At 56.4% G+C, this 25,392-nt stretch carries 22 protein-coding genes; 12 read left to right on the top strand and 10 right to left on the bottom strand.

Annotation, left to right across the window (positions count from 1 at the left end):
• Positions 1-387 precede the first annotated feature (387 nt).
• Entirely contained in the window at positions 388-3,933 is a 3,546-nt protein-coding gene (locus VES88_12360; GenBank protein HYN82289.1) for a PKD domain-containing protein, read from the top strand.
• 227 nt (positions 3,934-4,160) lie between these two features.
• On the opposite strand, the gene VES88_12355 is transcribed toward VES88_12360, so the two are convergent.
• The 4 genes from VES88_12355 to VES88_12340 all read right to left on the bottom strand — a co-directional run bounded on the left by VES88_12355 (position 4,161) and on the right by VES88_12340 (position 7,045).
• Complete coding sequence (locus VES88_12355) at positions 4,161-4,319, bottom strand: hypothetical protein (protein ID HYN82288.1); 159 nt, start codon at positions 4,317-4,319, stop codon at positions 4,161-4,163.
• The gene (locus VES88_12350) at positions 4,316-4,741 is read right to left on the bottom strand and encodes a hypothetical protein (GenBank protein ID HYN82287.1); all 426 of its coding nucleotides are present in this window, start codon (positions 4,739-4,741) and stop codon (positions 4,316-4,318) included. Before VES88_12350 ends, VES88_12355 begins: the two co-directional genes overlap by 4 nt.
• A gap of 482 nt (positions 4,742-5,223) precedes the next feature.
• Positions 5,224-6,195: a hypothetical protein gene (locus VES88_12345; GenBank protein ID HYN82286.1), complete on the bottom strand. Its 972-nt coding sequence runs from the start codon at positions 6,193-6,195 to the stop codon at positions 5,224-5,226.
• Between the two features lie 31 nt (positions 6,196-6,226).
• Positions 6,227-7,045: a DUF6345 domain-containing protein gene (locus tag VES88_12340; protein HYN82285.1), complete on the bottom strand. Its 819-nt coding sequence runs from the start codon at positions 7,043-7,045 to the stop codon at positions 6,227-6,229.
• Positions 7,046-8,068: 1,023 nt separating this feature from the next.
• Between VES88_12340 and VES88_12335 the strand changes: the two genes are divergently transcribed.
• Complete coding sequence (locus VES88_12335; GenBank protein ID HYN82284.1) at positions 8,069-8,842, top strand: hypothetical protein; 774 nt, start codon at positions 8,069-8,071, stop codon at positions 8,840-8,842.
• A 121-nt stretch (positions 8,843-8,963) separates the two neighbouring features.
• On the opposite strand, the gene VES88_12330 is transcribed toward VES88_12335, so the two are convergent.
• Entirely contained in the window at positions 8,964-9,695 is a 732-nt protein-coding gene (locus tag VES88_12330) for a hypothetical protein (protein HYN82283.1), read from the bottom strand.
• 475 nt (positions 9,696-10,170) lie between these two features.
• Here VES88_12330 and VES88_12325 point away from each other — a divergent pair, with 475 nt between their 5' ends.
• The 3 genes from VES88_12325 to VES88_12315 all read left to right on the top strand — a co-directional run bounded on the left by VES88_12325 (position 10,171) and on the right by VES88_12315 (position 11,349).
• Positions 10,171-10,338: a hypothetical protein gene (locus VES88_12325; protein HYN82282.1), complete on the top strand. Its 168-nt coding sequence runs from the start codon at positions 10,171-10,173 to the stop codon at positions 10,336-10,338.
• Between the two features lie 19 nt (positions 10,339-10,357).
• Entirely contained in the window at positions 10,358-10,906 is a 549-nt protein-coding gene (locus VES88_12320) for a hypothetical protein (GenBank protein ID HYN82281.1), read from the top strand.
• Positions 10,907-11,091: 185 nt separating this feature from the next.
• Positions 11,092-11,349, top strand: coding sequence for a hypothetical protein (locus VES88_12315; protein ID HYN82280.1), 258 nt, complete (start codon positions 11,092-11,094; stop codon positions 11,347-11,349).
• Between the two features lie 522 nt (positions 11,350-11,871).
• Here VES88_12315 and VES88_12310 read toward each other — a convergent pair.
• On the bottom strand, positions 11,872-12,474 hold the full coding sequence (locus VES88_12310) for a ThiF family adenylyltransferase (protein HYN82279.1): 603 nt from the start codon (positions 12,472-12,474) through the stop codon (positions 11,872-11,874).
• Between the two features lie 153 nt (positions 12,475-12,627).
• On the opposite strand from VES88_12310, the gene VES88_12305 reads away from it, so the two are divergent.
• The 5 genes from VES88_12305 (at position 12,628) to VES88_12285 (ending at position 19,157) form a co-directional block, all read left to right on the top strand.
• Complete coding sequence (locus tag VES88_12305) at positions 12,628-14,532, top strand: phospholipase D-like domain-containing protein (protein HYN82278.1); 1,905 nt, start codon at positions 12,628-12,630, stop codon at positions 14,530-14,532.
• A 58-nt stretch (positions 14,533-14,590) separates the two neighbouring features.
• On the top strand, positions 14,591-14,917 hold the full coding sequence (locus tag VES88_12300; GenBank protein HYN82277.1) for a hypothetical protein: 327 nt from the start codon (positions 14,591-14,593) through the stop codon (positions 14,915-14,917).
• A gap of 416 nt (positions 14,918-15,333) precedes the next feature.
• Positions 15,334-16,959, top strand: a complete 1,626-nt coding sequence (locus VES88_12295) for an alkaline phosphatase family protein (protein ID HYN82276.1) — start codon at positions 15,334-15,336, stop codon at positions 16,957-16,959.
• 16 nt (positions 16,960-16,975) lie between these two features.
• The gene (locus VES88_12290; GenBank protein ID HYN82275.1) at positions 16,976-17,572 is read left to right on the top strand and encodes a hypothetical protein; all 597 of its coding nucleotides are present in this window, start codon (positions 16,976-16,978) and stop codon (positions 17,570-17,572) included.
• 796 nt (positions 17,573-18,368) lie between these two features.
• Positions 18,369-19,157 (top strand): SAM-dependent methyltransferase, encoded by a 789-nt coding sequence (locus tag VES88_12285; protein HYN82274.1) that lies wholly within the window; start codon positions 18,369-18,371, stop codon positions 19,155-19,157.
• Between the two features lie 670 nt (positions 19,158-19,827).
• Here VES88_12285 and VES88_12280 read toward each other — a convergent pair.
• The 4 genes from VES88_12280 to VES88_12265 form a co-directional block, all read right to left on the bottom strand.
• Entirely contained in the window at positions 19,828-21,447 is a 1,620-nt protein-coding gene (locus VES88_12280) for a hypothetical protein (GenBank protein ID HYN82273.1), read from the bottom strand.
• Between the two features lie 297 nt (positions 21,448-21,744).
• Positions 21,745-22,311, bottom strand: a complete 567-nt coding sequence (locus VES88_12275) for a hypothetical protein (GenBank protein ID HYN82272.1) — start codon at positions 22,309-22,311, stop codon at positions 21,745-21,747.
• Positions 22,305-22,754 (bottom strand): hypothetical protein, encoded by a 450-nt coding sequence (locus tag VES88_12270; GenBank protein ID HYN82271.1) that lies wholly within the window; start codon positions 22,752-22,754, stop codon positions 22,305-22,307. Before VES88_12270 ends, VES88_12275 begins: the two co-directional genes overlap by 7 nt.
• Before the next feature lie 77 nt (positions 22,755-22,831).
• Positions 22,832-23,143: a hypothetical protein gene (locus VES88_12265; GenBank protein ID HYN82270.1), complete on the bottom strand. Its 312-nt coding sequence runs from the start codon at positions 23,141-23,143 to the stop codon at positions 22,832-22,834.
• A gap of 429 nt (positions 23,144-23,572) precedes the next feature.
• On the opposite strand from VES88_12265, the gene VES88_12260 reads away from it, so the two are divergent.
• Together VES88_12260 and VES88_12255 are read left to right on the top strand one after the other, a co-directional pair.
• Positions 23,573-23,956 carry a hypothetical protein gene (locus VES88_12260; GenBank protein ID HYN82269.1) on the top strand — a complete coding sequence of 128 codons (384 nt, stop codon included), beginning with the start codon at positions 23,573-23,575 and terminating at the stop codon, positions 23,954-23,956.
• Complete coding sequence (locus VES88_12255) at positions 23,946-24,998, top strand: hypothetical protein (protein HYN82268.1); 1,053 nt, start codon at positions 23,946-23,948, stop codon at positions 24,996-24,998. Before VES88_12260 ends, VES88_12255 begins: the two co-directional genes overlap by 11 nt.
• The last annotated feature ends 394 nt before the right edge of the window (positions 24,999-25,392 follow it).

The following is a 25,392-nucleotide window of genomic DNA, read 5'->3' as shown; positions in this document are numbered from 1 at the left end:
TCCGGAGACCGGCCTGATCTGAACGTGATATAAAAACCACAGTTGAGTGATATAAAAACCGCATTACAGCCAAGCGCGGATTGCCCGAGATTCAGACGCGCGCATTAGAACACGGGAGGATGTATGGGCAATCAGACTCGATCGTTGCAAAGATCTCCGGGCAAACTCAGTCACGCGGTTGCAATTGGTTTCTCAGTTCTGTTCCTCGCCGTTGCGATTGGGTGTGACAAGACCAAATCAACGCCAGCCTTTCCCACAACTGGTGGCCCTCACGTCACCCCGAATGTGCGAGGGTCTCTGATCCTGGGAACGGGACGGACGACCGAGCTCGCAGCAGCGGTGACTTCCACATCCAAGAGTCCTGTGATCTTCCTACCGGGGATACCGGTGGCCTTGATCGACTCTGCCACCGGAAAAACCGTCGACCGATTGATCACTGATTTGAGCGGACGATTCACTTTCTGGGGCGTTCGACCCGGCGTCTATCGAATTTGCTGGAGCAAAACCGGATTCGTCACCGGCTGTTTCTCCCGGTACGTTCCGGTTACGACTCTTCCGGTGACCCTGGGTTGGATCTCCGTTTCCGTCGAGCCGAAGGGTCAAAGCACCGCCGTGTATGGTTCCGTAAATATGCGCGGTGGTAACCTGCGCACCTTCGTCCCAATGATCGGCGTGAACTCTTACGCCCGGGTCTATCTGGTCGACCTCAATGGGGCCACGCTCGACAGTGCGTACGTAAACAATTATGGCGACTACGTTCTCCCCCGCGTTCCAACGAATCGTATGCTTCGATTGGACGCTCGGGTTGAAGGCGCGCGAGTAGAGCGAACGATGGTGCCGGAATTCTTGGCATCCTCGGGCATTCACCAAGTCAATCTGACTTTCATCAACTACCTGCCCCGATTCACAAACGTCCTCGCTTCGATCGGCGGCGCCCGGGTCCGCACCGCCGCACCGGGAGCCACCATTGCGCTCTCAGCATCGGCAGGCGACGCCGATGGAGATCCGGTGTCATACAATTGGCGAGTGCTCCAAGGAGGTGGAACGCTCAGCGCGAAGACTGGGGCGAACGTGTCATGGACACTTCCGAATCAGCCGGGGCTTTTCCGCGTTGATGTCGTTGCAGCGGATGGACGCGGAGGCTACGCGCGGCAGTACACTCTCGTTTCCACGGCGGGGAACGGCGTGGCATTCTCGGGTCACGTAAACGAATCGAATGTCCCTGCGCTTCAAGGCGCGGAAGTCGAAGTCAATGGAGTGAGGACGACAACCAGTGCGTCCGGCTACTTCCAGGTGAGAGTGCACGAGAGCAGCCGGTACGTTTTCAACGTCAGAAAGCCGGGATATAAGCTGCTTTCCCAGATTTATCAGGATGCGGTCGAGGGCGGTGCCTGGACTCTAACCAAAGGCACGGTTCAAACTGTCGATCCAACTCAACCGATCGACGTAACCGACGGTCGAAAGTTCCAGCGCTGCGGCACCATTCTCACTCGGATCCGATTCGACTCCGGAAGCGTGGCGTTGCGTCCCGTGCGCGAAGATGAAAACGGTTACGTGATTCAGGCACGCAAGGATCGCGAGCCGGTTCGTAATCGCGAAAACCCGAGAACGCCGTGCGGCCCGGGAATGCGACTGCAGATACCGGCTAATTCGCTGGCGGATGCGAATGGCAACGCACCATCCGGCCCGGTCAACGTGACACTCTATACAACCGATCTGAGAACACCGTTCGACATGCCGGGCGACTACACTGTTCTGGATGCCGGCTCGACAAAAGTGATGGAGAGTTATGGAGCCGGTCACATCCAGATAACTCAAGGCGGCACGACATACAATCTCAAGTCGGGCGCGACGGCTACTCTGACGCTTCCAATCGATCCGGTCCAGCTTGCGTCAAGTGATCCGAAGCCGAGTACGATTCCACTGCTGACGTATGATGAAAAGAATGGTGTGTGGCTGCCGGATGGAACGCTGACTCGCTCGGGCAATAACTACGTCGGCACGATAAAGCACCTGTCCGATTTCAATTCCGATCTGGTGAAGACCAACCAGGCATGCATTCGTATTTTCAGCGGCGATCCCGGCGCCGGACTCACGCCACTTCCAGCTCAGTACAACATCGAGATCACCGTACCGCTGGGTACTGCTGCGCCGCGTTTCTTCAGCCGGCTCGTCGCGAACACCGCGCCGAACTTTCACGCCTTCTATAATCTTCCGACGAACACCGACGTGACGATGGCGGTTTACTCGACTGACCCGCCGCCGAACACGAAGCTGTACGGAACGTTCGTCGTCAACACCGGCGGCCCGCAGAATCCGACGAGTCCGAATCAACCGGCGCCCAACTATGGCGCTTGCCAAGGGTCAGTCGTGCTCTTCGACGCCACCCAACCGGTGCCCGGTGTCGACGCATTCCTCCATGGTCTCTACAGCTTCGAGGCAGCAAACCTCACGGAGTTGGCGATTTCCAATCCGGCTCTCGAAGCGCAGTTCGAAACGGCGTCCGCGAATTACTACCAGCAGATAGATCCCCGTGGCTTGCGGAGCACTTACGCGGCGTTCCTCTCGAAGCATGGATTCCAGCCGGGGAATCATGACAGCGCAACGTATGTCAACGCCGTTGATCTCGCATTCGGACGCGAGATGCATTGCAAGCGGACGCCTGCTTCAGATGGTTTGGCGGAAGACATCGCTTGCTACGTCACGAACTACGGACAGGCGAATGGCTCGAACGCGGATGATGACGCGGATTTCATCAACACTGCGAATCGGACGAATGCGTTTGCAACAGTGGCGATGGAGTACTCGAGAATCGAAAACCCATCAGGCGATGCAAACGAATTCGATCCGAACGACCACGACCGTGTCGTAAAGTTCTACGTGTACAATCAACCTGCCGGCGCGCTGGTGACGAAGGCCGATCTCGATGGCAGAGGTGCCCGGCCCGTACCGCAACTGTGCATGGTCTGTCACGGTGGAGAGTATCCATCGGGCTTTGCACAGGGAGTACCGACGTTCAACAACAAAGCATCAGTAAAAATGGGATCAGTCTTCATTCCGTTCGATTTGCGAGCGCTTCGCATCGTTGACGGTGTGGTCGTGAATGGAGCTACGCCTTACGACAAAGCGAATCAGCAAGCTGCGTTCAAGGCGCTGAATCAAACTCATGTACTCGGGACGAGTCCCGGCGCGGCAATCACTGACATGATCAACAACATGTACACGGGCGCAGCGACCGTTCAATCGGAGAACTACGTTGTGAGCGGGTGGCAAGCGAACGCTGGTCAGCAGGCGATGTACACCAATGTTGTGGCGGCGTCCTGCCGAATGTGCCATGCAAGTCGCCCCGAGCCAGCTGTGGCGCCGTTCGGACTCGATCTTCGGTTTGCTTCGGCGAGCGCCTTCACTGGTCTCGGGGGTTCAGTCCCGTCGCGCGTATGTACTCAGCGAGTAATGCCTCACGCGTTGGCGACGTACAATCGGTTTTGGCAAAGTTTGAATCCGCACCAGCCCGGGCAGCTCAAGGCCTTCGGTGATGCGCAGGTGACAGGCGGTTACGGGAACGACTGCGTGACGTTCGTTGGCACGCCACCTTCTCCCCCAGGCGTGGTGACCTTCGGGCCAGATGTTCAGCCGATACTAAGCTCGAACTGTGCTTTCTCGGGATGTCATGCGGGCGCCTCTCCGAAAGCCGGTTTGGACATGTCTGCCGGCGTCGCGTATGGCAATCTGGTAAATCGTCTGGCAACCGAGCTTGGCAGCATGAACCGGGTTACTCCTGGTAACACAGCGCAGAGTTATTTGATTCACAAGCTCAACGGCACGCAGGTCGCCGCTGGTGGCTCAGGAGTTAGAATGCCGCCTGGTGGTCCACTGTCTGCGGCGGAACTTCAAATCATTATCAAATGGGTGCAAGATGGCGCTCCGCCATGATCGGGTAAGTGTTGTGATCTAACAGCAAACTCGCGACGGTCTCGCAATGCCCATAATTGAAGAGGCAGGCGCAATCGTTGTGCGTGGCGACGGCTGTCGCGAGCGTCGAGAACCGACGCCGAGTTTGGCTGAGCTCGACGACACCGGATTTTCCCGAAAGGACACATCGAAGACGGTGAGACGGTCCGAAGCCGCGGCACTTCGCGAGGCTCGCGAGGAGGCTGGCGTCATAGGTCTCCAAACTTGAACTCGAGCGAGCCAATCCGGCCGATCGCTCGCCCGACGCGCGTCGTATGCTTCTCGTCACCGCCAAGCAAAATCACCAAACGGATGTCCTGCGCGTCCAGCACGTACTCGTCGCGCATGAAGCCGATGGAAGCGCTCAATCGATTGAGCTTCGAGGACACTCGCGCCCTTCTCTACGCAACGCGTGGAAGCAACTCCCTGATCCACTCGATGCTACTGCCTTCTCCTTCTCTCCGCTAGTCACTTGCTCGATCAGTGAAAGGAACCATTTTTCACTGAAGCCGGCCGCGAACGCAGCCGCGAGCAGTGCGATCTTCGACCCGTCACCCAGCTTTCCGACGCCCGCCTGCAGTAGCAACGCGACTCCGATAGCAGCGGATGCTCCAATGATCGGCCGAAGGAAAGTGATTGGCGCAGCGAAGCGACTCTCGGGGATCTTCCTGTCCGAGCCGCCCGAAGTGCTACGCACAGCGCTGAGCGCGCCACCGAGTGCGCCGAGTAGCATGACCATCCACAGGTCAGGGGGCTGGAGCTCGCCGAGGTCGTATTTGCCATAGATCACTATGCCGGCAAGTAACAACAATGCGAGGAGAAGACTTGGAAAAAGAAGACGCAGCTGCTCGTGGACGAGTTCCAGCTTGTGGATGTGTTGTCTGAGTGCTCGTGGATCGATTTCATTGCCTGCTGGACATCTCCGCGCCGCGGCGTTGATCCAGGTATACCAAGGTGCTCTGACGCTGCGCTACGGCGCCATCCGCGCAGTTTATCTTCGCATTCATATCTCAACGATGTCGCCAGTGCGTTGAGATCGTCGTCGGTGTAACTCAGAACAGCGACTCGCTGCGACCCGTGAACGATCGCCCAGCCGTTCTCGAGGTTTCCTGCTTTTTTGGAATGGCTCAGCATCATCCAGCATTTTCAACGCGGCGTCGCGTTGTTGTTGGGCGCCGGGCAGCATCTCACGATCAGTAAGTTCGCGACGGAAATCCTGGATGGCGGTATCCAGTCTGCGGAGCCGAGCGTTTGGTCGAGTCAGATAGTGCCCTACTTACGTGTCTTTTCGATCGTCGGCGGGCGCACCTCGGGTGTCAAGTCAATTGGCGCAGCCTTTACATCAACGAGAGAGAATCCCACGGTCTTACGTCGGCTGACAACCGTGTTTCGATCGTCACTCGGAAATTCCAGCGAGTACGAGATCACGTACAACGGCCCGACCAGTGCAGAGCGTTTCGTTTCCGGCATTACGTACATTACTCGCGACCAAGCGATCTTCGACTTGGCGCCCTTCGGCACTACCTCCCGCTCGAAGCGGCCCATGATCTCGTTGACTGTCACTCGGCGGGAACTGATTCCGCTTGGCTGCGTCGCCACCGAAACTCCGCCAAGGCGCACAGCTGAAATCCGGCCGCTTACATGCACACCAATCCGTATGCCGGAGTTTGCCACCTCGATCCCATTTAGCTGTCGGCGAAGTGTGATACGATACTCCACACGCCGCTTCTCTATTGTTTTGCTCTGTCTCGAGCCTCCGCCGATCCAGGTTGATGCGACATCGGCGTTGCTCCAGGCGAACTGCTGGGGATCGACGATTTTGCGGGCGGCCAGCTCGTCGAAGAATTTCTTCGCGAGCTTCAACGCTTCGGCCTGTGAAATCTCGGAGCTCGGAGCCGAGGCGGCGCTCAACTCGATATCGACAATTCGTAGTTCGTCATATTCGGGCAGGTAGACAATATCGAGCTCCGGAGCGTCGGGCACGTTGATGCGCATGCGCCGCGCGGCACTGAGATGAGCTGTATCAGCCACGACCATCGCTCGCCGCGGCAGGCGTCTGCCCTTCATTACTTCAGCTACCGCCTGCGCTCGAGCTGCAACTGACGCAGGTGTGGAGGTCTGCCATCTCATCTCGAAGCTACCGAAGCGGTCGGGGCTTTCTTTCCCCTGCTGCGCCGATGAAACACAGGCTCCTCCAAACATGAAGGCGGATCCTATGCACGCGACTACAAGTAATTGTTTCATTGTGCTCTCCGGAGGATGCCTTGCTGTGTGCTCAGCATCCATTGTCGCCGTGATCGTACATTATCCAGTTGAACCAAGCCCATGGCTTAGGTGGTGTGTACAGTAGTCGACCGCCTCGTAGTTTCGCGGTGTTGCGGACCCAATCGGCGTGGTTCGAGTCCAAGCCAAATGTGAGCACGACCGGTGAGTTGTCACCGGTAAACCAGCCGGGACGGTCTTCCATTTCATCAATCCACGCCTGTGCGTTCGTCTTGTCCTCCGTCGCCTCGAAGAAGTCGCGCGGCTGGTCATCCTTCACCGATGGCGAATTGTGATAGCCGAACTGCTGCCGAACCTCGTGGTTAAAGTTCCTGCTAAGCGAGCCCAGGTTGAGAGTGCAGCTCGTCACATGCATCGCGTAGACTCCGCGGGCACCGCCTTGCAAGCCGAGCCGTGCTTGCGCATCCAATACGACCAGGCAGCGGTTGTTGCGCATGAAGCCGAACTGGAATAGCGCCCTGTTACCGTGTCCGGCGTAAACTGTGAGCAGTGCATTGTCGCCATAGAGATTATCTACACCGGACAACCCCGACATGGTCGATTCGTAATAGTCCTGGGGCCACGCGCTAACATTTGTCCACCGCTGGCCTGACCAGCCATTCGAGTTCAGCGAATTTCGCAAGCTCGAGGTGACATCATTCAAGTCGATGTTTTGACAGCCGTTTCCTGTGAAATCCGTTGATTCGTCGATGTAATACGTGCGTTGGGCTGACGCTGCTCCGGCAATACAAGCTACCAAGACGTTTGCGGCAACGATTTGCGGAAATCGAGACAAGAACTTTGCGGACCACGACACTATAGCGGTGTTCATTGTGACGCTCCTTCGTAGAGCGTGAGAGTCGTTACGGCATTCAATGAAACTGTCCGTCCAGTTCACGTTAGCCTTAGCGGGCGGTATGTAAAGTCCGTTTTTGTATCATCGGACTGTCGGTTTTATATCATTGCGCGACGATGCGGGTCGCAATGCTCAGGTGCCGATGAGATGTCGCGGTGCCGCCGCAAACGGCGACGTGGCTGCGGACTAACTCTAGCTACCTGAAATGCGCGAGGGCGATTTGATAGTCCCCGTCGGTGAGTACGGGTCATATCTTCGCGGAACGGAGGTGCCGAGTCCGCGGAGGACTGTGGGTGTAGCGTCAAGGAGTGAAACGTGGCCGATCGTGCAGCGCCCGGTGTGACATCCGGCGAGAACGATTGAAGGCGTGATATCGAGCGGATGATCGCCACGTATGCCAGATGTTCTCCGCACGTCAGCAAATCACCGACGATGACGAGCATCGGCTCTCCGCTATATGGTGCGTCCAGTGCGTTGAGAATTCCACGGCTCATCGATTCTTCGCGCAGCGACGCCGAATTCGTGTCACATCCATTCGTGCCTCGTGTCCCGCGCGATCTGCATCGGAGAAGTAGAGTGGGACGAGTCTGCGTCGCTGACTGCAGAGCGCGTGCAGAGCGCGTGCAGAGCGTGCAAAGCGGATCGAAGAATTTCGCCGGACGTGTTGCTGGCGAAACTCAGCGATGGAAAGCCGAGCTCGGGACCGACGAGCCCCTTTTCCGCGAACGGTCGGAGGAATTTCTCCTATGAATGCGAAGACTTAAGAGCTCCTCGCACGCCGATATACGATCCCGTGGGGCAATTAAGAAACCACCACTTCGACTCCGATACAAAACATGCACTCTCCCGATACAAAACCGGCATTGTCGTGCCGTTGATCACGTGACATGATGAGCACCAATTCGATCTTTGACGCATTTGGCGGCATCGCTGCCGGCAGCGTCAGAGTAGCTGATTCGGTTTGTCGCACCAGTTATGTGTCAGCACCGCGGAGCCGTTATGCCCCTTGCTGCATTTCTCCCCTTACGCTCGGTGCACCGGATTCGGGAAGCGATTCCACACGATCGGGTCATGGCATTCAACAACTATAGGGATCTTTGCCACGCTTTCCATGATCGGTCGTTCGATGCTCTAATTCTCGATACCCATCGTCTCGACGCAGGCTACGACGATCTCAGACGCTGCTTGCAGAAGGATCCCATTCCCATTCTCGCCTACATTGACCCAAGTCCTCGCTCCGTCTCGCTGCTCCTAGAGCTCCTGCCTCTCGGCGTCTCTCAAGTCGTCCTCCGCGGTTTCGGAGATACGAAGGCTCGACTGGAACGCGCAATTGGCGATCTGCACACAGTAGATACTGGCGTCCTTTTTCTAAATGCACTGCGCACGCAACTGTTGCGCTTACCGTTCGAGCTCGAGTTGGCGCTGATTGCCATCTTCAGCTCGGCGTCCATTACAAGTGCGAAAGCTCTGGCCGATACCGCTGGCGCCACCAGAAGGTCGATCGATCGTTGGCTGAGCGCCGAGGGGCTTCAGTCCGCGAGTTGGTTCCTTGGCCTGGCGAGACTGCTAAAAAGCTTCCCTGTCCTCATGGCTGGCGGCTCTTTAACTGCGGCTGCGCGTGCCAGCGGGCTTGCGTCGCGGCGGACGTTCGAGCGGCAGACATTACAGCTTGCCGGAATTCCCGCCGGCGAGCTTGCTTCGCGGCTCAGTTCTGACCCCGATGGCGTCATGCGTTCGCTTGTTCGGCGCTCCTATAGGAGCAGTAAAGGCTAGATCAAACGTTGTGAAGTCTTGAAATAACACGCTCTGTCCACGACTGACAGCGTTTGTCCACGTTACACGAATTCTTCTCCTCATCCGAAAGAGTCGGCGCAGGTACGTTGCAAAGGCTGGTTCAACGGCCGGCAGTGAAACCTACGTTTCGATATCCCAAGAGAGATCGAACGCGCGTGAGTATTGTTTGACCATTGGTGCCGTACGCTGTAAGCGTGGCGGCATCAGGGTCAAACGTGGTCGCGACGTAGACGTCAGAGGTTGGTTTCCAAGCAAGACGATGTGCTTTGAAGGGAAGATAGAAGTCGAGGTTGGGCAAGTTTGCAAGTAGGTCGTTGAGCGTCTGCGGAGTTACGTCTAATGCAGCCGCGGTGGCAGAGAAAAGTTTTGCGCCCTTCTGTGTCTTTAAGTAATCTTGCAACACAAGCTTGTGCTCGTTGACCAGCGACGAGCGCATTGCCGTTTGCACGGCTTTCCGTATTGACGCGTCGCGCATCGCGTAAGCGATCGCGCGTGTGATGCGAACTGCATCAGAAGGGGCCGCACTCGAGACCGAAGCTGACGCGTGCCAGAATGAGTCTGATGGAGCAGTGGGCGAATCCGCACAAGCTCCCAGGAAGATTGACATCGCTGCAAATACCAGCGCCCCTCGCGCTATGCCGAGCCGATGTTTGTCGGGCAGATCGCCCTGCATAGTAGGGTCGTGACGGGTAGCCCGATATTGCGTATTATGATGCTCCTCGTTCACAAACAGCATTGCGGGTCGTCGTCGTCGGCTGATATATCTTCTGATCCCGGTCATGACGGCGATGTCGCGGCGTTGGTCGCTGCCGATTGCATTTGGGAACGTCATTTGACCTACCCTCCGCGCGGAATTGTCATGCGCCAAACTGGCGCTACCTACGATTACGGCGAAGATACGGTAAGGCTGGGCGCAGACTTATCAGCGAAACCTGCAAAGCATGGTGAGAGTTTCGCCGAGCGCATTTTCAGTATTTTCACGCGCGCGAATTTGCGAGCACATGTTAACCCCGATTGGCGCTGATTCTGACACAAAACCAGCACATGCTTGATGCAAAAACTACTCAGGGAAAACCGGACGTCTGTTTGCGAAAAGACAGTCGCACTCGTAAACGATCATGACCAAAGGCAAAGCTAAAAAGCTAGCTTCACGATCAAGAGCAGACGTGCGTATTCGGTTTGTACGAGGCAATCATAGCACCGCTGTCAGGGAGGAAAACTGGGATGCGATCGCTCGGTTTGTTGTGTACGACGAGGTGCGACAACCAGAATTCCCCTTGTTCGGCAAGAGGCGATCGAATTGGGTAGTGCTCGGGGGCCTGGCACCGCCGGTAATCTGGCTCATCATGGTTCTCGCTGCGGCTATCGTTGGCTTGCTCCTTGTCTGGGCCTTGTGGGGCCAACCTGAGTGGCTGCGAACTGTCGCGTTGATAGTCTACTTGGCGACTCTCTTTCGAGTGCTCACGCGGCTTTGAGCGCGGTCCGGACCGCCGAATGGTAGAACAGGTCAACCGCAGCTACTGGGGATTCCAGTTGGTGAGGGCCATATCAGCCCACCATCAAGGACGACGGCTGATCCAGATTTCGAGAAGGCGCTCACAAGCCGAGACGCCGCCGATTGCCGATCAGAAACGGTATGCAAACGCCGGTCTTGGTATTGGACGGGACTTTGGCCGCTACATCACTCTTGAAATCGACGTCTTTCACTCTCCTCTTGAAACACCGGCCAGTTACTTCGCCCGCGGCTCGAATGACGTCTATTTCAAGACGCCCATTACGACTCTGACAGCAGCTGCCCGCGTAACTCTGCCATTCATGTCTGTTGTCTTCGTCGGAGCGGGCGGTGGCGTCCTATGGTTCGACAACTCCGACGACGACTCCGGCAGCTTTACCACTGCGACAAATATGTGGATTGTTGGCGTGCAGAAGACCATTACTCGTCGAGTGTTCACTAGGGTCGAAGGGCACCATCGCGCTGATCGACACGCGCCGTTTAACGGCGTCAATGGAGAGATCATTGGTGTCGTTGGATTCCGATTCTAAGGACTAAGCGCTTCAGAGTCCCGGCAACACGGCCCGGCGGTCTAACCCGCAACAGGCGCTCTGGGAGCAAATGCGAAGGCTATCAGACGCCAATCAAGAGGCGGCCCACCAAGGTAGCGAAGGCCGCTCAAACTCCGTTCTGCCGTGGTGCGTTCCCACATGTTGAGTCGAACTGGACTGTTGAAGTGAAGGCCATCGCTACGCCCATTGACTTTGATAGCCTGGTGAAGAAAGGTGTCCTCAAGAAAAAGAGCGCGCGGAGGTATGCAATTCTCGATATGCAGCGGGTACCCGAATACGCCAGGAAGCAGATCACCGCGATCGAAGTACCATCTGACAAACCCAAGCCGGCAATTGCGAGCTTCATGTCAAACAAACGCGCCCAGAAGCTCTATCCGGAGATGACAGGAAAATCCTTCGAGTCAACGCCTGATTTAGGATAAAGCCAAATAGCTTGATCTGTCTTCGCGGAGGCCTCGATATGCGAGGCTATTTTGGACCCCGTCCATCACCCCGAAGCTCCAAGGCTTTACGACGGTCAGCCGCTCGATAATAGTGGCGGACTTAACCCGCCGCGAAGCTTTGATGGGTTCACCTCAAGGCGAGTCGGAGTGGTACTTCGCGCGATAGGCGCGCAGGTACGCCGGATCCTGACACAGGCAACCGCCCGATGGATGTTTTGCGAGTGGAGAATTCAGCCGGCCTGCGGGCGCACGCCTTAAATCAATCTCAGTTCGCCCAGGAAAGTCTGACGGCCTTTTCCCGAGTGCCGACAAGACGGCCTCCGCGGCCAAGACAATCCCTGCCAAAGCTGACTGAAACGCCATCGGTACTATCACGGATTTGGGCAGACCGACGCTACCACCCAGTTTCAGAATGACGCCGCCGCAGACGGCTTGCAAGAAGAAACTCTCGAGATCGCGAGTGGCGAAAGGCAGTAGATCAGTCTCTCCAACTCCAAACTTTTAGGCGATTCGGCGTACGAAAGTTTCACCGACTGGAGTTCCTAAATGTAGGAGACGTTTAATTTCTAAGCGCTCCTCATCTGTCTGCGCGCGCAACGCTTCACCAACAAGTTGTTCGTGACTTTTGACAATGCCCGCGGGCATGTACAAACACGTAACGCATGCGTTCGTTTCGAAATTGGGGTGCCGGGTAACACCTAAGTTTTCCGCTTGTGTCCAGCCGTTTGTTACCCATCGGGGAAGCGACGATTGTACAGCCATTCGACCCTCGGCGCTGTCGAGCGCGAGGAGGACTCGATCAAAATGATAATTGCCACGGGCGTCGACGAACTCTTGCCAAGTCGCATCAATCCCTTCAACGCTAATTGAGTTCTTGTCCTGTGGCGCGCACAAAGCGAACTCGGCTGCGGCCATCGACGCTTTTGTAGTTCCGATTGAGTTGTCGCGAGTAAGGATGTACCGTTGGAGGTTCGATAGTTCCACAACTTCAGGATCAATACAGAATAGGTTTCCAGTAAGGCCAGACGTGCGTGCCAGCGCCCAGATTGCCGCATTCCCCAGGGCGCCGAGGCCAACGACAAATGCCGGTTTTGTATCGTTCAACTGCTGTTTTTGTATCGCCCCCGCCCTGATCCAAAAACAGCAGTTCGATGATACAAAAACGGCATTGCCCCTCGCGGGGTGACCTATATACTCAGCCGCCTAACACACGAAAGACGCCTATACCCCAAACTCAGTTTTGTCGCGAGGTGCCTCATGAGAATCGAATCGTCGGCGGGTGATTTCCGCATCAAGGTCATTGCCGGTATTCGCACAATACTCATTGCCATCGACTGCCCTGAACCACGGCGCATCGGACTTCGGGGGTTCGCGTTCAAGCGGGAGGAGAAGGGCTCCGGGCAGTCCGCGAAATGGCTCCGTTCTACGAAAGTCTTTCAGTCGCTCGAGCCGGATCCCAAGAACGCTCTCGATCCGGATGACGCGTCGCAACCAAAACGGTTTTACACAAACGAGCATCCCATTCAGAGCTTCATCTGGAGCGATTACGGAGCCGAGCCTGGCACGAGCTATCGCTTCGAGGTCTACCCAATGTACGGGTCGCCCGGGGCACTCGCCCCCGAAACACCTATCTCATTCGAAATCACAACCGAGAAGGAATTTCCTTCTGCTGGAGAGCACGGCGTCTGGTTCAATCGGGGAGCAATAGCGAGCCAGAAATTCGCCGAGGAGTTTGGCAACTTGGCGCCCGAAAACATCGACGACCCGGAAGATCCGCGAGTTAAATGGCTGTCACGCGGCCTTCTCAGAGCATGTCTGCGTTACATCGACGATACCCCTGAGACGCATGCTCTCCGGGTAGCCGCATATGAGTTCACGTACCCGCCGATTTTGCAGGCGCTAAAACGCGCGATCGAGCGAGGGGTTGACGTCCGAATAGTCTACCACGACACGACGAAGGCTGGAGGAAAGGAGCAGGCGGCTAACGAAACCGCCATCAAAGAGGCTGACATGCCGAAGCGAACACGAGCGGGGAAACAAGTATTGTTTCCGCGATCGAAGACCAAAATACCGCATAACAAGTTCATCGTGCGTCTCGACGCCAACGGCGATCCGGTCGAAGTCTGGACAGGGTCGACGAATTTCACAGCGTCGGGATTTCTCGGTCAGAGCAATGTTGGACATTGGGTTCGCAATGCGGACACGGCTGCCGAGTATCTCGCCTACTGGGAGCTGCTCCGCAAGAATCCGGACCTCGAAATCGCGCGTGCTGGAGCTTTCAAGCTCACCCCCGATCCAGCCGCGCTGATAGACAAAGAGTCCATCGTTGCCGTCTTCTCGCCCCGCGCTAAGGCTAATCTGCTCAAATGGTACTCGGATCGAGTGGAGGACTCGGCTAGCTCGCTGATGTTCACAGCCGCCTTCGGTATCGCAAAGCAGATCAGCCCGGCGCTCGCCACAAAACGAAAGCTTCTCCGCTTCGTGCTGATGGAGAAGCCCGCGACAGAGACGCAGTCGGAGGAGTTCCAAAAGGACCGTGCGCATTTGATTCTTTCTTATGGAGTGCCGCTTGGGGAGCAGTACAGGTTCAAGAACGGCAAACCCGTTGCACGGGACAAGATCAAGGATTTCGAGCTCGTGAGATGGTTTCTGGAAGAGGAGCATTATCGCAGCAAGAACTCGGGCTTCATCTTCTTTGTCCATACGAAATTTCTGCTCATCGATCCCCTCTCCGACGATCCCCTCGTCTGCTCAGGATCGGCAAATTTCTCGTCGAACTCTCTGCTTCAAAATGATGAGAACATGCTCCTCATTCGTGGCGATACGCGGGTAGCAGACATCTATATGACTGAGTTCGACCGACTCTTCCGTCACTTTTACTTCCGCGATGTCGCGAATGAGTTGGCTGCGAAAGGAAATGACTCAAAGAGCATTTTCCTCGACGAAGGAGATGGCTGGAGCGAGAGTTATTTCTGGAAAGACGGATTCAAATCACTGCGCCGACAGATGTTCTTCGAGAATCCGCGACCAGCATGGTTCGAAAATGCAGGATCTCGCAAGGGAAGCGCGACGAAATCCGCTACGAAGAGCAAGACGCCCAAAGCCAATGCGCGCAAGAAGAAGGGAACCAAGCGTAAACCCGGAAAAACTCGAAGCCGATAACGCTCCCGTAACTTGGTTCGAGCTCGCATGCTCCGACGCCATTCTTCTCCCCTGTCGCATGACAACGCTTGAGAGACTGCTGAAGTCGTTTCCGGCAGAGCGTGAAAATCTCCGACCGTACGTCGACCGGGCCAAGGCCTACCACAATGAATGCGGCTGCTCAACCGGCGGCGCCTTCATGGTCGTTTCTCTCGGCCTCGTCATCACCCGCTTCGTCATCGATGGGATTAGAAAGGGTGAGGTCCTTGTCGATCTGTTCTGGGGAACGCTGTTCGTTTTCAGTGCAAGCCTGATCGGGAAGCTGATCGGCATTGGCGTCGCGCGAATCCGACTCGCCCTTTTGTACCGTCATCTCCACAGGACTTATCCAATGAGAGACGTCTGATCATGTCCACATGCACTAGGTGGGTCGATACGTTCGTCATCAGTTGCAAGAACTGGAGCTCGGAAGTGGACTACAAGTGCACCTCGTGGGCTGACGAAGGGTCAAGAAAATGCTCCCGTTGGGCCGATGAAGGATCCAGCAAGTGCACGTCGTGGGAAGAATGCCATTGGTACACGCCTTGGAATTGCATTGCCGGGTTCTTCTGCCGCGCTTACTACTGGGTCGCGAAATGGGTCTGCAAAGCGTACTACTGGGTCTCCAAGTGGGTTTGCAAAGCGTTCGCATGGATAGTGAAGACAGTTTGTGTCGCAGTCTCCTGGGCACTGCAACTAGTCTGCGTAGCATGGGATACCTTGCGTTGCGCTTTCCGCAATCTGATCAGATTGGTGGGTTCGATTTTTGGCCAACGCAGACCCGTGCCGCGCATCGAGCATGTGTTCGTGCTGATGTTAGAGAACCGATCGTTCGACCACATGCTGGGCTTCAGCGGGATCGTCGGAGTGGATCCGGACGGCCACCCAACGGTGTTCAATGTCGGCTTTGATCCGGCTGTAACCAGTAACGTCAATCCGGTGACGATGGCCCCGGTCAATGTCGCCACCCCAGCGGATTTCCAACTGAAGGATATCGACGCGGATCCCGGCCACGAATTTGAGGAAACGCTTGTGTCACTTTGCGGTAACGGGGCAACGTACTCCCCAGTGCTCGGCGGGTACCCGGCGATCGACAACTCTGGTTTTATCCAGAATTACCTGGATAACGGATCAACTACGCCCGAACGCATAATGTTGTGTTACGATCCAGGGCAGCTGCCAGTACTCAACACACTTGCGAGCGAGTTCGCGGTGTGTGATCAGTGGTTTTCGTCATTGCCCGGGCCCACTTGGCCCAATCGATTCTTTTTGTTGGCGGCGAGCTCGGGGGGCCTCGACGGAAGCCCAAGTAAGCTGGATGTCGTTACTTCGACCACCGTCGAAGGTTACAGATTCCAGAACGGAAATGTGTTCGACCTGCTGGATGCCAATTGCAAACGCTGGCGGATTTTCGAGGGAGATGATTTTCCTGTAAGCTTTGCAATGAAGGGCATGAATCTCAATGCTCTTCAAGGTCGATTCAAGGATTTCGATGACTTCGCGAGTGAGGTGAACAAACCCACATTCGGCGAGAAATTCGTATTCATCGAACCCAAGTACGGCTCGCACAAGTTCGACGTTACGGGTCCCGGAGACTTTACCTGCGGCAACTCAATGCACCCGCTCGACGACGTCACGCGAGGCGAACGGTTAATCAAGAAAGTCTACGAAACGATTCGCAATTCACCACACTGGGAGCACAGCATGCTCATTGTCACGTTCGACGAGCATGGTGGGTTCTACGATCACGTAGCGCCTGGCTCCGCGGTTCCACCAGGGGACCTCGAGACCGCAGCATATGTCCAACATGGTTTCAAGTTCGATCAGCTCGGCGTGCGGGTTCCGACACTGGTGATTTCTCCTTACACCAAGCGCGGTGTGATCGATCACACGATTTACGACCACACGTCGATGTTATCTACTCTGGAGAAACTGTTTGGAATGGCGCACCTGACGAACCGCGACCAGGCAGCCAACGACTTTCTGCACCTATTGCCACTCGCGACACCCCGCACCGATGCGCCGACAATACTTCCGCCGCCAGCCATCAATCCGAACCCGCTGTCATGCGAGGAAGATGATAATGACAGCGAGGATGGCCTCTTGCGTCGGCGCTCGGAGCTGCGAATCGCCAGGCGAGCGGGTTTCTACCGGGACCGGGATATTGCAGGTTATCGCCTTACTCGGACTCAGATCGGCTTTCTGCAGGTCGCGTTACTGAAAGTGTTGCAGACCGCCGAGTACCCCGAACGCGCGCAGTGGATCGAAGATTACATGAGGATCGCCACCGGACTGGACGCAGCGATTTTCATGACTGAGGCGAAGTTGAAGGTCAGGCATGGAATGGATATCAAGCGACTCGCTCGCGAGGGTCGGCAGCTAAACATGCGGACGAAAGAGCGGCGATGAGGTAGCATTTCGCAGCGTGTTCAATTCGATAGACTACACACAAGTGTTGCCACCACAGCCGGATCGCAGTTATGCGACGGCCGCCGTCTTCCTGCAGAGGGAGCTCCCGCCGCTGTGGCTCGACGCCTACTACGAGAACTGTCGCCACGATCCGAATATCCTTCAGATCAACATCGACGGCTTTGAACATCTCTTCGATTTTACTTCGGACCCGTCGCGTCACAGCGCAGATAATCCCGAGGACAGGCTGGTGGTGGTTTACGGTCTGTCAAAAGCTCCGGACAAAAAACGTGACGCATCCAGAATACGGGGCTTTCTCGGGCCGGGACTCAAGGACAAAGATGATGAAGCCCGCGACAAGGGACATTACATCGCTCACTCAGCAGGCGGTGGTCTCGACATCAATCTTTTTCCGCAACGCCCAGAACTGAATCGGGGACGATCTGGCGCTGGGAAAGTGTTTCGGAAAATGGAGCGATTCGCAGCGGCGCACCCTGGCACGTTCGTCTTCGCCCGCCCGATCTACTCGAACGACTCCTGGACGCCTACCGAGCTTGAATACGGGATGCTGTTGCCAGAGCAGCGTTTGTGGGTTGAACGATTCTCCAATTAGACGAACACTTGCCTTGAAGGAGAATCAAAGCATCGCTGAATCCTCGGTCTCGGCGATAGAAAAACAGCAGTTACATGATACAAAAACGGCATTGACGCTCCACGCGCCTCCCCTACACTGCGTCCGTGAACGCCGAACTCGAACTCGGCAACTTTTCAGGAGGGACTATGGCGGACCTAAGAACCTTTCTCTCGGATGTAGCGACAGACGCCTCGAAACTTGGTGAATTCCTGCTTGACCCCGAATCTGTAATGGAGTCAGCCGGTCTGAACGACGAGGACAAAGTCGCGCTACGTAGCGGTGTTCCAGCGATGATCGCCTCTCGACTCGCGGGCAACCCGACTTCTAGTGCGTTCACGCCCGAGACTGGACAACAACCGAATTTCATCTTTCCCCCAGCACCGCAGTTTGTAATACCTCCCCAGTTCGTAGTGCCTCCGCAGTTCGTGGTACCGCCGCAGTTTGTGGTACCTCCTCAGTTTGTTGTCCACCCGCCGCCGCAGTTTGTTGTCCATCCGCCGCCGCAGTTTGTTGTCCATCCTCCACCGCAGTTTGTTGTCCATCCCCCACCGCAATTCGTGGTGCATCCACCACCGCAATTTGTCGTGCACCCGCCACCGCAATTCGTCGTGCACCCCCCGCCACAGTTTGTGGTCCAACCGCCTCTGCCACCGGTTAGAACGAATCCTGGCGCTATCGCCAAGACACCGCGGAAGGCGTCAAAATCGGGCCGCAGTGCTAAGCCAAAGCGAAACCAATAATCATTGGCTGCGGAAACCCAATCGCACCGGCGTATATGCTGAAGCCCGTTCGAATAGGATCGTTAACGATTGTCGGCACTGGCATTCGCACCGTCGGCCAGTTGACAATTGAAGCGATTGCATGGATTCAAAGAGCGGACGAGCTCATTCACCTCGTTGCTGATCCAGTGGCAGAAGAGGTGATAAGGCGGCTCAAACCGGGCAGGGAAACTTCACTCCAGAGGTTTTACGCCGAGGGCAAGCAGCGCATCGACAGTTACAACGAAATGATCGAGTTCATACTCTCGCGTGTGAGGCGGGGCGCAAACGTGTGCGGGGCCTTTTACGGTCACCCCGGTGTGTTTGCGTACCCTCCTCATGAGTCTATTCGTCGAGCTCGAGCCGAAGGGTTTGAGGCGCGTATGCTGCCAGGCATCTCTTCTGAAGACTGCCTTTTCGCTGACCTTGGCGTGGACCCCGCAGTGAACGGTTGCCAATCGTACGAAGCCACCGACTTCCTTATGAACGACCGTGTCATTGATCCTTCGAGTCAACTCATCTTGTGGCAGGCAGGAGCATTGGGCGATTGGACATATCGACGAGCGGGATACGATCTGAAAGCTCTTCCGTTGCTGGTGAACAAACTGCTGACCTTTTACCCCTCCAACCACGAAGTGGTCATATACGAGGCTGCGATGTTTACCGGCTGCGAGCCTGTCATCAATCGGGTCGCCTTGTACACGGTTGCTGCCGCTCCTATCACGGCCGCGTGCACATTGTACCTGCCGCCTGCTAGAGCAGCAGCCCCTGATTACCGATTCGCCGGTCAGCTTCTCCCTTCCTGATCAGTTCCTTCATCGGCCCCTCGAAGTCCGGCAAAGTACACACTTGAGCTTTTATTTGGCGGCCCGGCAGCCGGTCACACAGACGGGACTCCACCGATTAGGGAGTTCACTAGAAAAAGGCGACTGTGCCTTGCAGTAGCTGAGTTTCTTCCACGCCGTTGCGAACCCAGAGACATCCTTCGCTGTTTCTTGGTGTGATCGACCGCGCGTTACTGTCTCCGGGGCGTCTGGTCTGGTTCGTTCGGTGGTACGATTGCGGATCCGTCAGGTCTCACGAGAAGCAGTCCACGAGGAGTCCTTTCAAATCGGCCCGGCAGTGCTGTGGTCTTGCCCGAATGCGGGTCATACTTCACCGCGACGGCGCGGCCCGATCTAAACGCATTTGCGCGTACGTGCGAGCGCACATTCTCGACAATGGCCACCCGAGAATATCCAAGCAGGCGCAGCCGCTGTTGCACAACGATTGGTGACATAACCCCGATTCGTGTGGTGTCGATTTCGGGCTGATGGCGATGACGTACTGCCGTATCCTGCGCCGCCAGCGCGGACGGCACCAACGCAACGACAAGAAACAACTTGAGTGATTTGAGGTTCATGGTCCAACTCCTTCAAGAGAGTCGCGCGCAAGAGCGCCACGAATGTAGAGCTGACAAATGAGCGGACAGCGCACTCACGGTTTCTCGACGCGGCTCGCCGCCTGCTGATTGTCTGCGGCTGCGCGCGCACGAGAGGCGCCGGTAACGCAAACCTGGTCACCGGGAAACGCTTCACGCCATACGAAACCCTGCAAGCAGGTATTGGGTCCAAACGGTCCGCCCGCTGGGCTGCGCCGAGTGCTCGCGAGAAGGTTCTCCTGTCGCGTGTCAGCACGCGTCTCACCCGGAACGCAGACGTAGTCCATGCCATCTGCTTCTCGCCAAACGTATTGAGACTTGCAAGTATTCGGGCCGAAGACGAACCGTGCGGGATTCGCGCGCGATGAGGCGGAGGCATTGTCGCTGGCTGCCCGTGTGCGAGAGGCGCCTGTAACGCATACCTGGTCACCTGGAAATGCTTCGCGCCACACGAATCCTGGCAGACAAGTGTTCGGTCCGAATGGACCCCCAGTCGGACTCCGCCGCGTGTTCGCCAGCGAGTTCTCTTGCCTGGTCTCGGCACGTGTAGCACCGATGACACACACTCGGTCAGTGGAGCGTGCCTCGCGCCAGACGAATCCCTGGAGACAGCGCTGAGCGATATTACCTGTGACCGAAACTGTCGCCCGACCCGCGACGGTGTCGATGCTGACTACGCTGACATTCACACCATTCGCGTTGAGTGAGGAGCGGGGCGGCCGCGATCCGGTTGGATCGATCATGAGGAAGCTGAAGTATTGCGCGTTCGTTGGATCCCCCGGTGTGCCACGACGAACTTCGTGCAGTAGCACGATGCCGGCGGGAATTCCTGTGTCAAGCGCGCGAGGCATTCGAAACTCGATCGTGTAATAGTGGAACAAATCGCCAGGATCAAACGGAATGCGAACGAGCCGCGTGCCTCCCGGCGTCGGAGCATGAAGCGCCGTTAGCGTGAAAACCCGGGAAGTGGCCCCATCTGCCCCGAAAGTCACGATCTCGTTTCGCGGTAGCCAACCAATACGGTCCAGATGCGGACCGTTATGGCCTACCGGTGAGGAGCCGAACCGCGCTGTTGGTCGACCGAAGACGTTAGCGTAACTCATCACATCCCACGGATCCCCGTACTCGCCTATTTGCGCCCATGACGCGTTTCGATACGTGGGATCGTCACTGAACGAATGATTGAATCCGAGGCCGTGTCCCACCTCGTGGCCAAAAGCGCCAACATCGTGATCGATTGCGGCAAAGGCTCTGCCAGGAGCGCCCCAAAGGTCGATTCCCGGGTTGGTCATGACGATGATTCCATTTGCACCTGGCGGAGTGTATCCGCCCGCTGTCGCAGCCGCGGTGCAGTCGTTGAATCGATCCCAGCGCGCTTTCGCGGTGGCAATGGCGACGGTTTGATTGACGCGGAAGAACCCTCGCACATCGATTCGGTTGGAAACTATTCCCTGCCTCGACGCTCGGGACCAGTAGTCTGCAACACCGTCAGTGCCGAGTCTTGTGAACATGTCCCGTACATCGGTCAGCGAGCGAGGAGATGTGGGGCTGTCGGTGTAGTCGCAAAGCAACACGCTCCATTGAAGCGAGCCGCGGAAAGGGTGCTGCGCCATCCCACTGGACGCGGGGCCCCAGATGAGCGCAGCCATCATGATGGTGCGAATGTGTTGTTTCATGACCTGACCTCCCTTGGATCGCAGTCGCCCGTGTGCAAACGCAGCGCCAACCGATAGTAGGTTGCGCCCAAGATGCCGCAATGCCAAGCGCTTGGTGATCGACTCGATCGATTCTGTTCAAAAATCCCTCGCTCCTGGGCACTATAGTTCATCGGTGTCTGCCCGCAATGCCGGTTTTGTATCACCCAAGTGCTGTTTTTAAATCGGCGTGCGCGATCCCGGTTCTGATCTTGGGGGTTGAAGTATTCCCAGTGAGCGTCGCAACGCCGAGCGATGGGCCTCTCAAGCCCGAAGCGATCAATCTAGAGGCACGCCAAGTACGAGGCGGACATTGAGCATCTTCAGCAACGTCGGATGCTTGCCGGTCGTGTTTGTCATGTCTGCCAGCTCTAAGAGAGCCGCCCCAAGGATGTTCGTCGGCTTTCCCTTGGGGTGTATAGTGTACCCCGCTGCTGCTGTATAGCTCACCTGTTCCCGTGTTCGCGCAGTGGCAGTAAGCGCTCCGACAATTCCTATACTTGGTCCGGCATCTCCGGACAGGTATCGAACTTTCTGGCTCCAGTTGAACCGAAGCTGAGCGCGCCATACATCCGGCAAGGGACCGACAAACCGATCATCGCATGTCTCGACCGTAACCTGCTTCCCGTCTTTGTCGATGCCAGCCATCGTTGTTTCACATGCATTCTGCGGGTCATCTTCACCTGGCGTTCGCCACTCGCGGCCGAGGTCGAGGGCGGTCCCCAGAATGCGAGACCTTCCGAAGGAGCGATTCAGTCCGCCAAGGATGGACGCGGTTACGCCGATCTTATCGGTGAACTGGACCAGCGTCGGTCCAGTCTGAGTGGCGATCTTACGTTCTACCACCTCACCCTTGATCGTGTAAAAAAACGCCCAGTAACCCTTTGATACGAGGTCATATGCGTGCGTTCGTGCGGCGCTTTTGCATTCGTTCGGAGTCGGCAGGTAATACCCAGTTCTCGAAAGTCGACGTGGCTAAATGCTGCGTCTATTCCCGGCGTAAGCGCGCCAGAGGAAACAAGCGCCCTTTTGCCCTTCTTGGCAGCGGCGCCGAAATCGAGTAGCCGTTCAGAATGATCGGGAACCGTTGCGATCATTTCATCGCAAATATTGGCTATACCCGCTTTGCCAGGTTGATCGTCAAAGAGATGAAGTCCCAAACGCTCCTCATTTAGATCGAGCGAGAGGGTTGCCGCGCGATTGGGAATGATCACGCCAGGTTCCCCTGCGGCGTGGAGCGGTGCCTGCGCTTGCAGTGCCTGACGGGTCAAAATAATCAGGGCGAACACTAGCCCAATCCTCACAGAAACTAACGTCAAGGATTTCGTAAGACTCCGAAGCGACGTGCCAAGCAAGTGTCTCGGTTTCATTCGTCGGCGTCCTCCTCAAACTCGCGCAGCGGAATCTTCCAAGATCGGACAGCGACATCCTCAACAAAACGGCCTTTGCGCTTCGCAGAGCCTAGCCCTTCGAGCGTGATCGTCACTGTGAATGTGGCGGTAGGTTCACTGTAAAGCGCGACGGAAACGTAGACGGTGTCCCCGCCTAGATCGGCTTCGCCACTTCGCTCGAGGTCACGGTCGGCGTTCAGTTTCAGCGCGAGAGGAGTGGAGGCGACAATCGCGGCCCCGCGTCTCACGTCACCAGTGACCAATACCGTCGCTTTCCTTGTTCTCATATTCTCACATCCGAGAGACTATCCGCTCGGTAATCGATGATTTCACATGACAGTTGCACCACTTGGCCAGGTCGCCATTGGTTCTCTTGAGCGTGTGCGTCGGTGCGTCTCGCTTGTGGAACGTGCAACAGCCATCAAAATGAGTGCTGCCGACGATTGCGAAATGCCGGTTTTGTATCACCCAACTGCTGTTTTTGTACCTGGGATGGGCCAACTCCAGGTCCAACCTCTGGGCGGACCGATACAAAACGTGCAGTTCAGTGATATAGAAACAGCATTGTGCGATCTCGCCGGGGCCTTACACTCATCACTTTCTGGGCGACGAGGCCCGCGAGACCGTTAGGCCAGAATGGTGGCGAGCGTACGTCATGTGGAACGGCTTCTCTCTGAGCGCCACAACTCGTTCGATCACTCCCCAAGGAGAACACCATGCCGCTCAGAGATGAAATGCTGCGAGAGCTTGGGATTTCTCTCAAGCGCCGCGCGAAGGCTCAAGACATTAGGGTCAACGACTCTTTCGTGATCGAGCTCAAGAATTACGCCGGCCGTCAGGGCGTCAAGCATCTCGACGAGAAAGACATGTCGATGGTTCTCGAGAAAATCGGCGAAGAGGCCTTGAGTAAGGAGAGAGTCCTAGACGGTCCAGCGGTGTTGCGAACCATCTACAGGGTTTGCCGTCCCAAGAATGCGTTCGATCTCTGCTCCGGAGCTGCTCGGAACATCCTGCAGGAACTTGGGCGCACCGATGCCGTGACCAAGCTGGACAGTCTCAACACGGAACTGCTGTCTGATTGGGCTCTCGATGATCAATAACGAGGAGTTAGCAGCTCTGAGCGACGGAGCTGACGAGCTGGAGCAAGGAATCAGAGGCGTTATAGCGCTAGGCGGCGCGAAAAAGGGCGCCGACGTCGAGCGCGCGATCACGGAGCTTCACAACGCGCACCTTGCGATCGAAGGCAATCGGGCGGCTGATGCGCGCGAAGCAACATTACGAGGACAATTCGTCTTGGAGTCACTGGTCGATGAACGGGGATTCCTTTGGCGTTTAGTGAACGTTCATCAAGTTCCCCTCTTTCTCTATCACGTTGCATTTTTTCTTGCATTCATCGCCGCGGGTATTACATGCACTGAATGCACTAGGTTCGCAATCATCCCCCGAGCGGTGCTCGGCGACACCGTTCCGATGCTAGCACTCCTTGCCGGTGGCCTTGGAGCGGAGCTACGCGGAATCTGGTTTCTCTGGCATCAAACGTCAGAACGGCTATATCACAGGCGGTTCCTGCTAGCTCAACTTGCCGCGCCGTTCACAGGTGTTCTTTTAGGCATGTTGACCTTTCTGCTTATCAAGGCGGGCTTGCTGGTGATTGCAACCCCGAGTACGGCGAGTGCCGACCTCGCAAAGGTGACCGTTGGTGAGCTCGCAATTTGTTTTTTTGTAGGCTTCAAGTGGGAATGGGCGCTCAAACGCATCGAGGCCGCGTTTACAGGAGCAACAGGCCAAGAGGGCGACGAAAAACCTGATCCCGATAAGCCGAGAACTGGTCAAGGCGGGGAACCGCCCGAAACTCAACCCACGAAAACCTCAGAGCACCCTAACACGCAGGATAGTGCTGAGTCTTCGAACACCTCAGCTCCTAAGGCCGAGCAAACCGAAGCAACAGTCCAAGCGGAGGCCGGCGAAAAGCCTGATCCCGATAAGCCGAGAACTGGTCAAGGCGGAGAACAGTCCGAAACTCAAGCCGCGAAAACCTCAGAGCACTCTAACACGCAGGATAGTGCTGAGTCTTCGAACACCTCGGCTCCTAAGGCCGAGCAAACCGAAGAACAAGCAGCGGACAATAAAGCGACTACATGACTAGGCGCTCGCCGCGTCGGCGCGGTCTAACATGACCGACCACAGGTGGCCGATATCCGAGATCCCTAGACAAAGGCGGGAGTCCATATCGGCGGAAGCTTGGCGTGCTTCACATGCCAACTTTGAAATGGCGTGCAGGAATTAGTTCTTACTTACATATCCCGAAGCAGGACTCAAAAGCGAAAATAGATGAACGCTCTGTTCCCGAGATGATAACCCTGTTGTTGCAAGTTCCCTCGGGCTGGAGGGCAGAACGGTCTGAATTCTTCACGGGTGCCTGCGGGAAGGGTCGGGCAGCAATCTATGGACCCGGTCGATAATGGCTGCCCTGGCACGCGCTGGTGAGACGGTGCACCTCGTATGGCAGGAGAATTATCCTGACTGTATCGAGCGA

Source organism: Gemmatimonadaceae bacterium (assembly GCA_035633115.1).
GTDB lineage: Bacteria > Gemmatimonadota > Gemmatimonadetes > Gemmatimonadales > Gemmatimonadaceae > UBA4720.
This window is presented reverse-complemented; position numbering and strand designations above follow the sequence as displayed.

Bases quoted from the DNA above. Each gene is read 5' to 3' on its own strand.
- VES88_12345 (HYN82286.1), bottom strand. From the start codon at position 6,195: ATGAAACAATTACTTGTAGTCGCGTGCATAGGATCCGCCTTCATGTTT.
- VES88_12340 (HYN82285.1), bottom strand. From the start codon at position 7,045: ATGAACACCGCTATAGTGTCGTGGTCCGCAAAGTTCTTGTCTCGATTT.
- VES88_12335 (HYN82284.1), top strand. From the start codon at position 8,069: ATGCCCCTTGCTGCATTTCTCCCCTTACGCTCGGTGCACCGGATTCGG.
- VES88_12330 (HYN82283.1), bottom strand. From the start codon at position 9,695: ATGACGTTCCCAAATGCAATCGGCAGCGACCAACGCCGCGACATCGCC.
- VES88_12320 (HYN82281.1), top strand. From the start codon at position 10,358: ATGGTAGAACAGGTCAACCGCAGCTACTGGGGATTCCAGTTGGTGAGG.
- VES88_12305 (HYN82278.1), top strand. From the start codon at position 12,628: ATGAGAATCGAATCGTCGGCGGGTGATTTCCGCATCAAGGTCATTGCC.
- VES88_12300 (HYN82277.1), top strand. From the start codon at position 14,591: ATGACAACGCTTGAGAGACTGCTGAAGTCGTTTCCGGCAGAGCGTGAA.
- VES88_12285 (HYN82274.1), top strand. From the start codon at position 18,369: ATGCTGAAGCCCGTTCGAATAGGATCGTTAACGATTGTCGGCACTGGC.
- VES88_12280 (HYN82273.1), bottom strand. From the start codon at position 21,447: ATGAAACAACACATTCGCACCATCATGATGGCTGCGCTCATCTGGGGC.
- VES88_12265 (HYN82270.1), bottom strand. From the start codon at position 23,143: ATGAGAACAAGGAAAGCGACGGTATTGGTCACTGGTGACGTGAGACGC.
- VES88_12260 (HYN82269.1), top strand. From the start codon at position 23,573: ATGCCGCTCAGAGATGAAATGCTGCGAGAGCTTGGGATTTCTCTCAAG.
- VES88_12255 (HYN82268.1), top strand. From the start codon at position 23,946: ATGATCAATAACGAGGAGTTAGCAGCTCTGAGCGACGGAGCTGACGAG.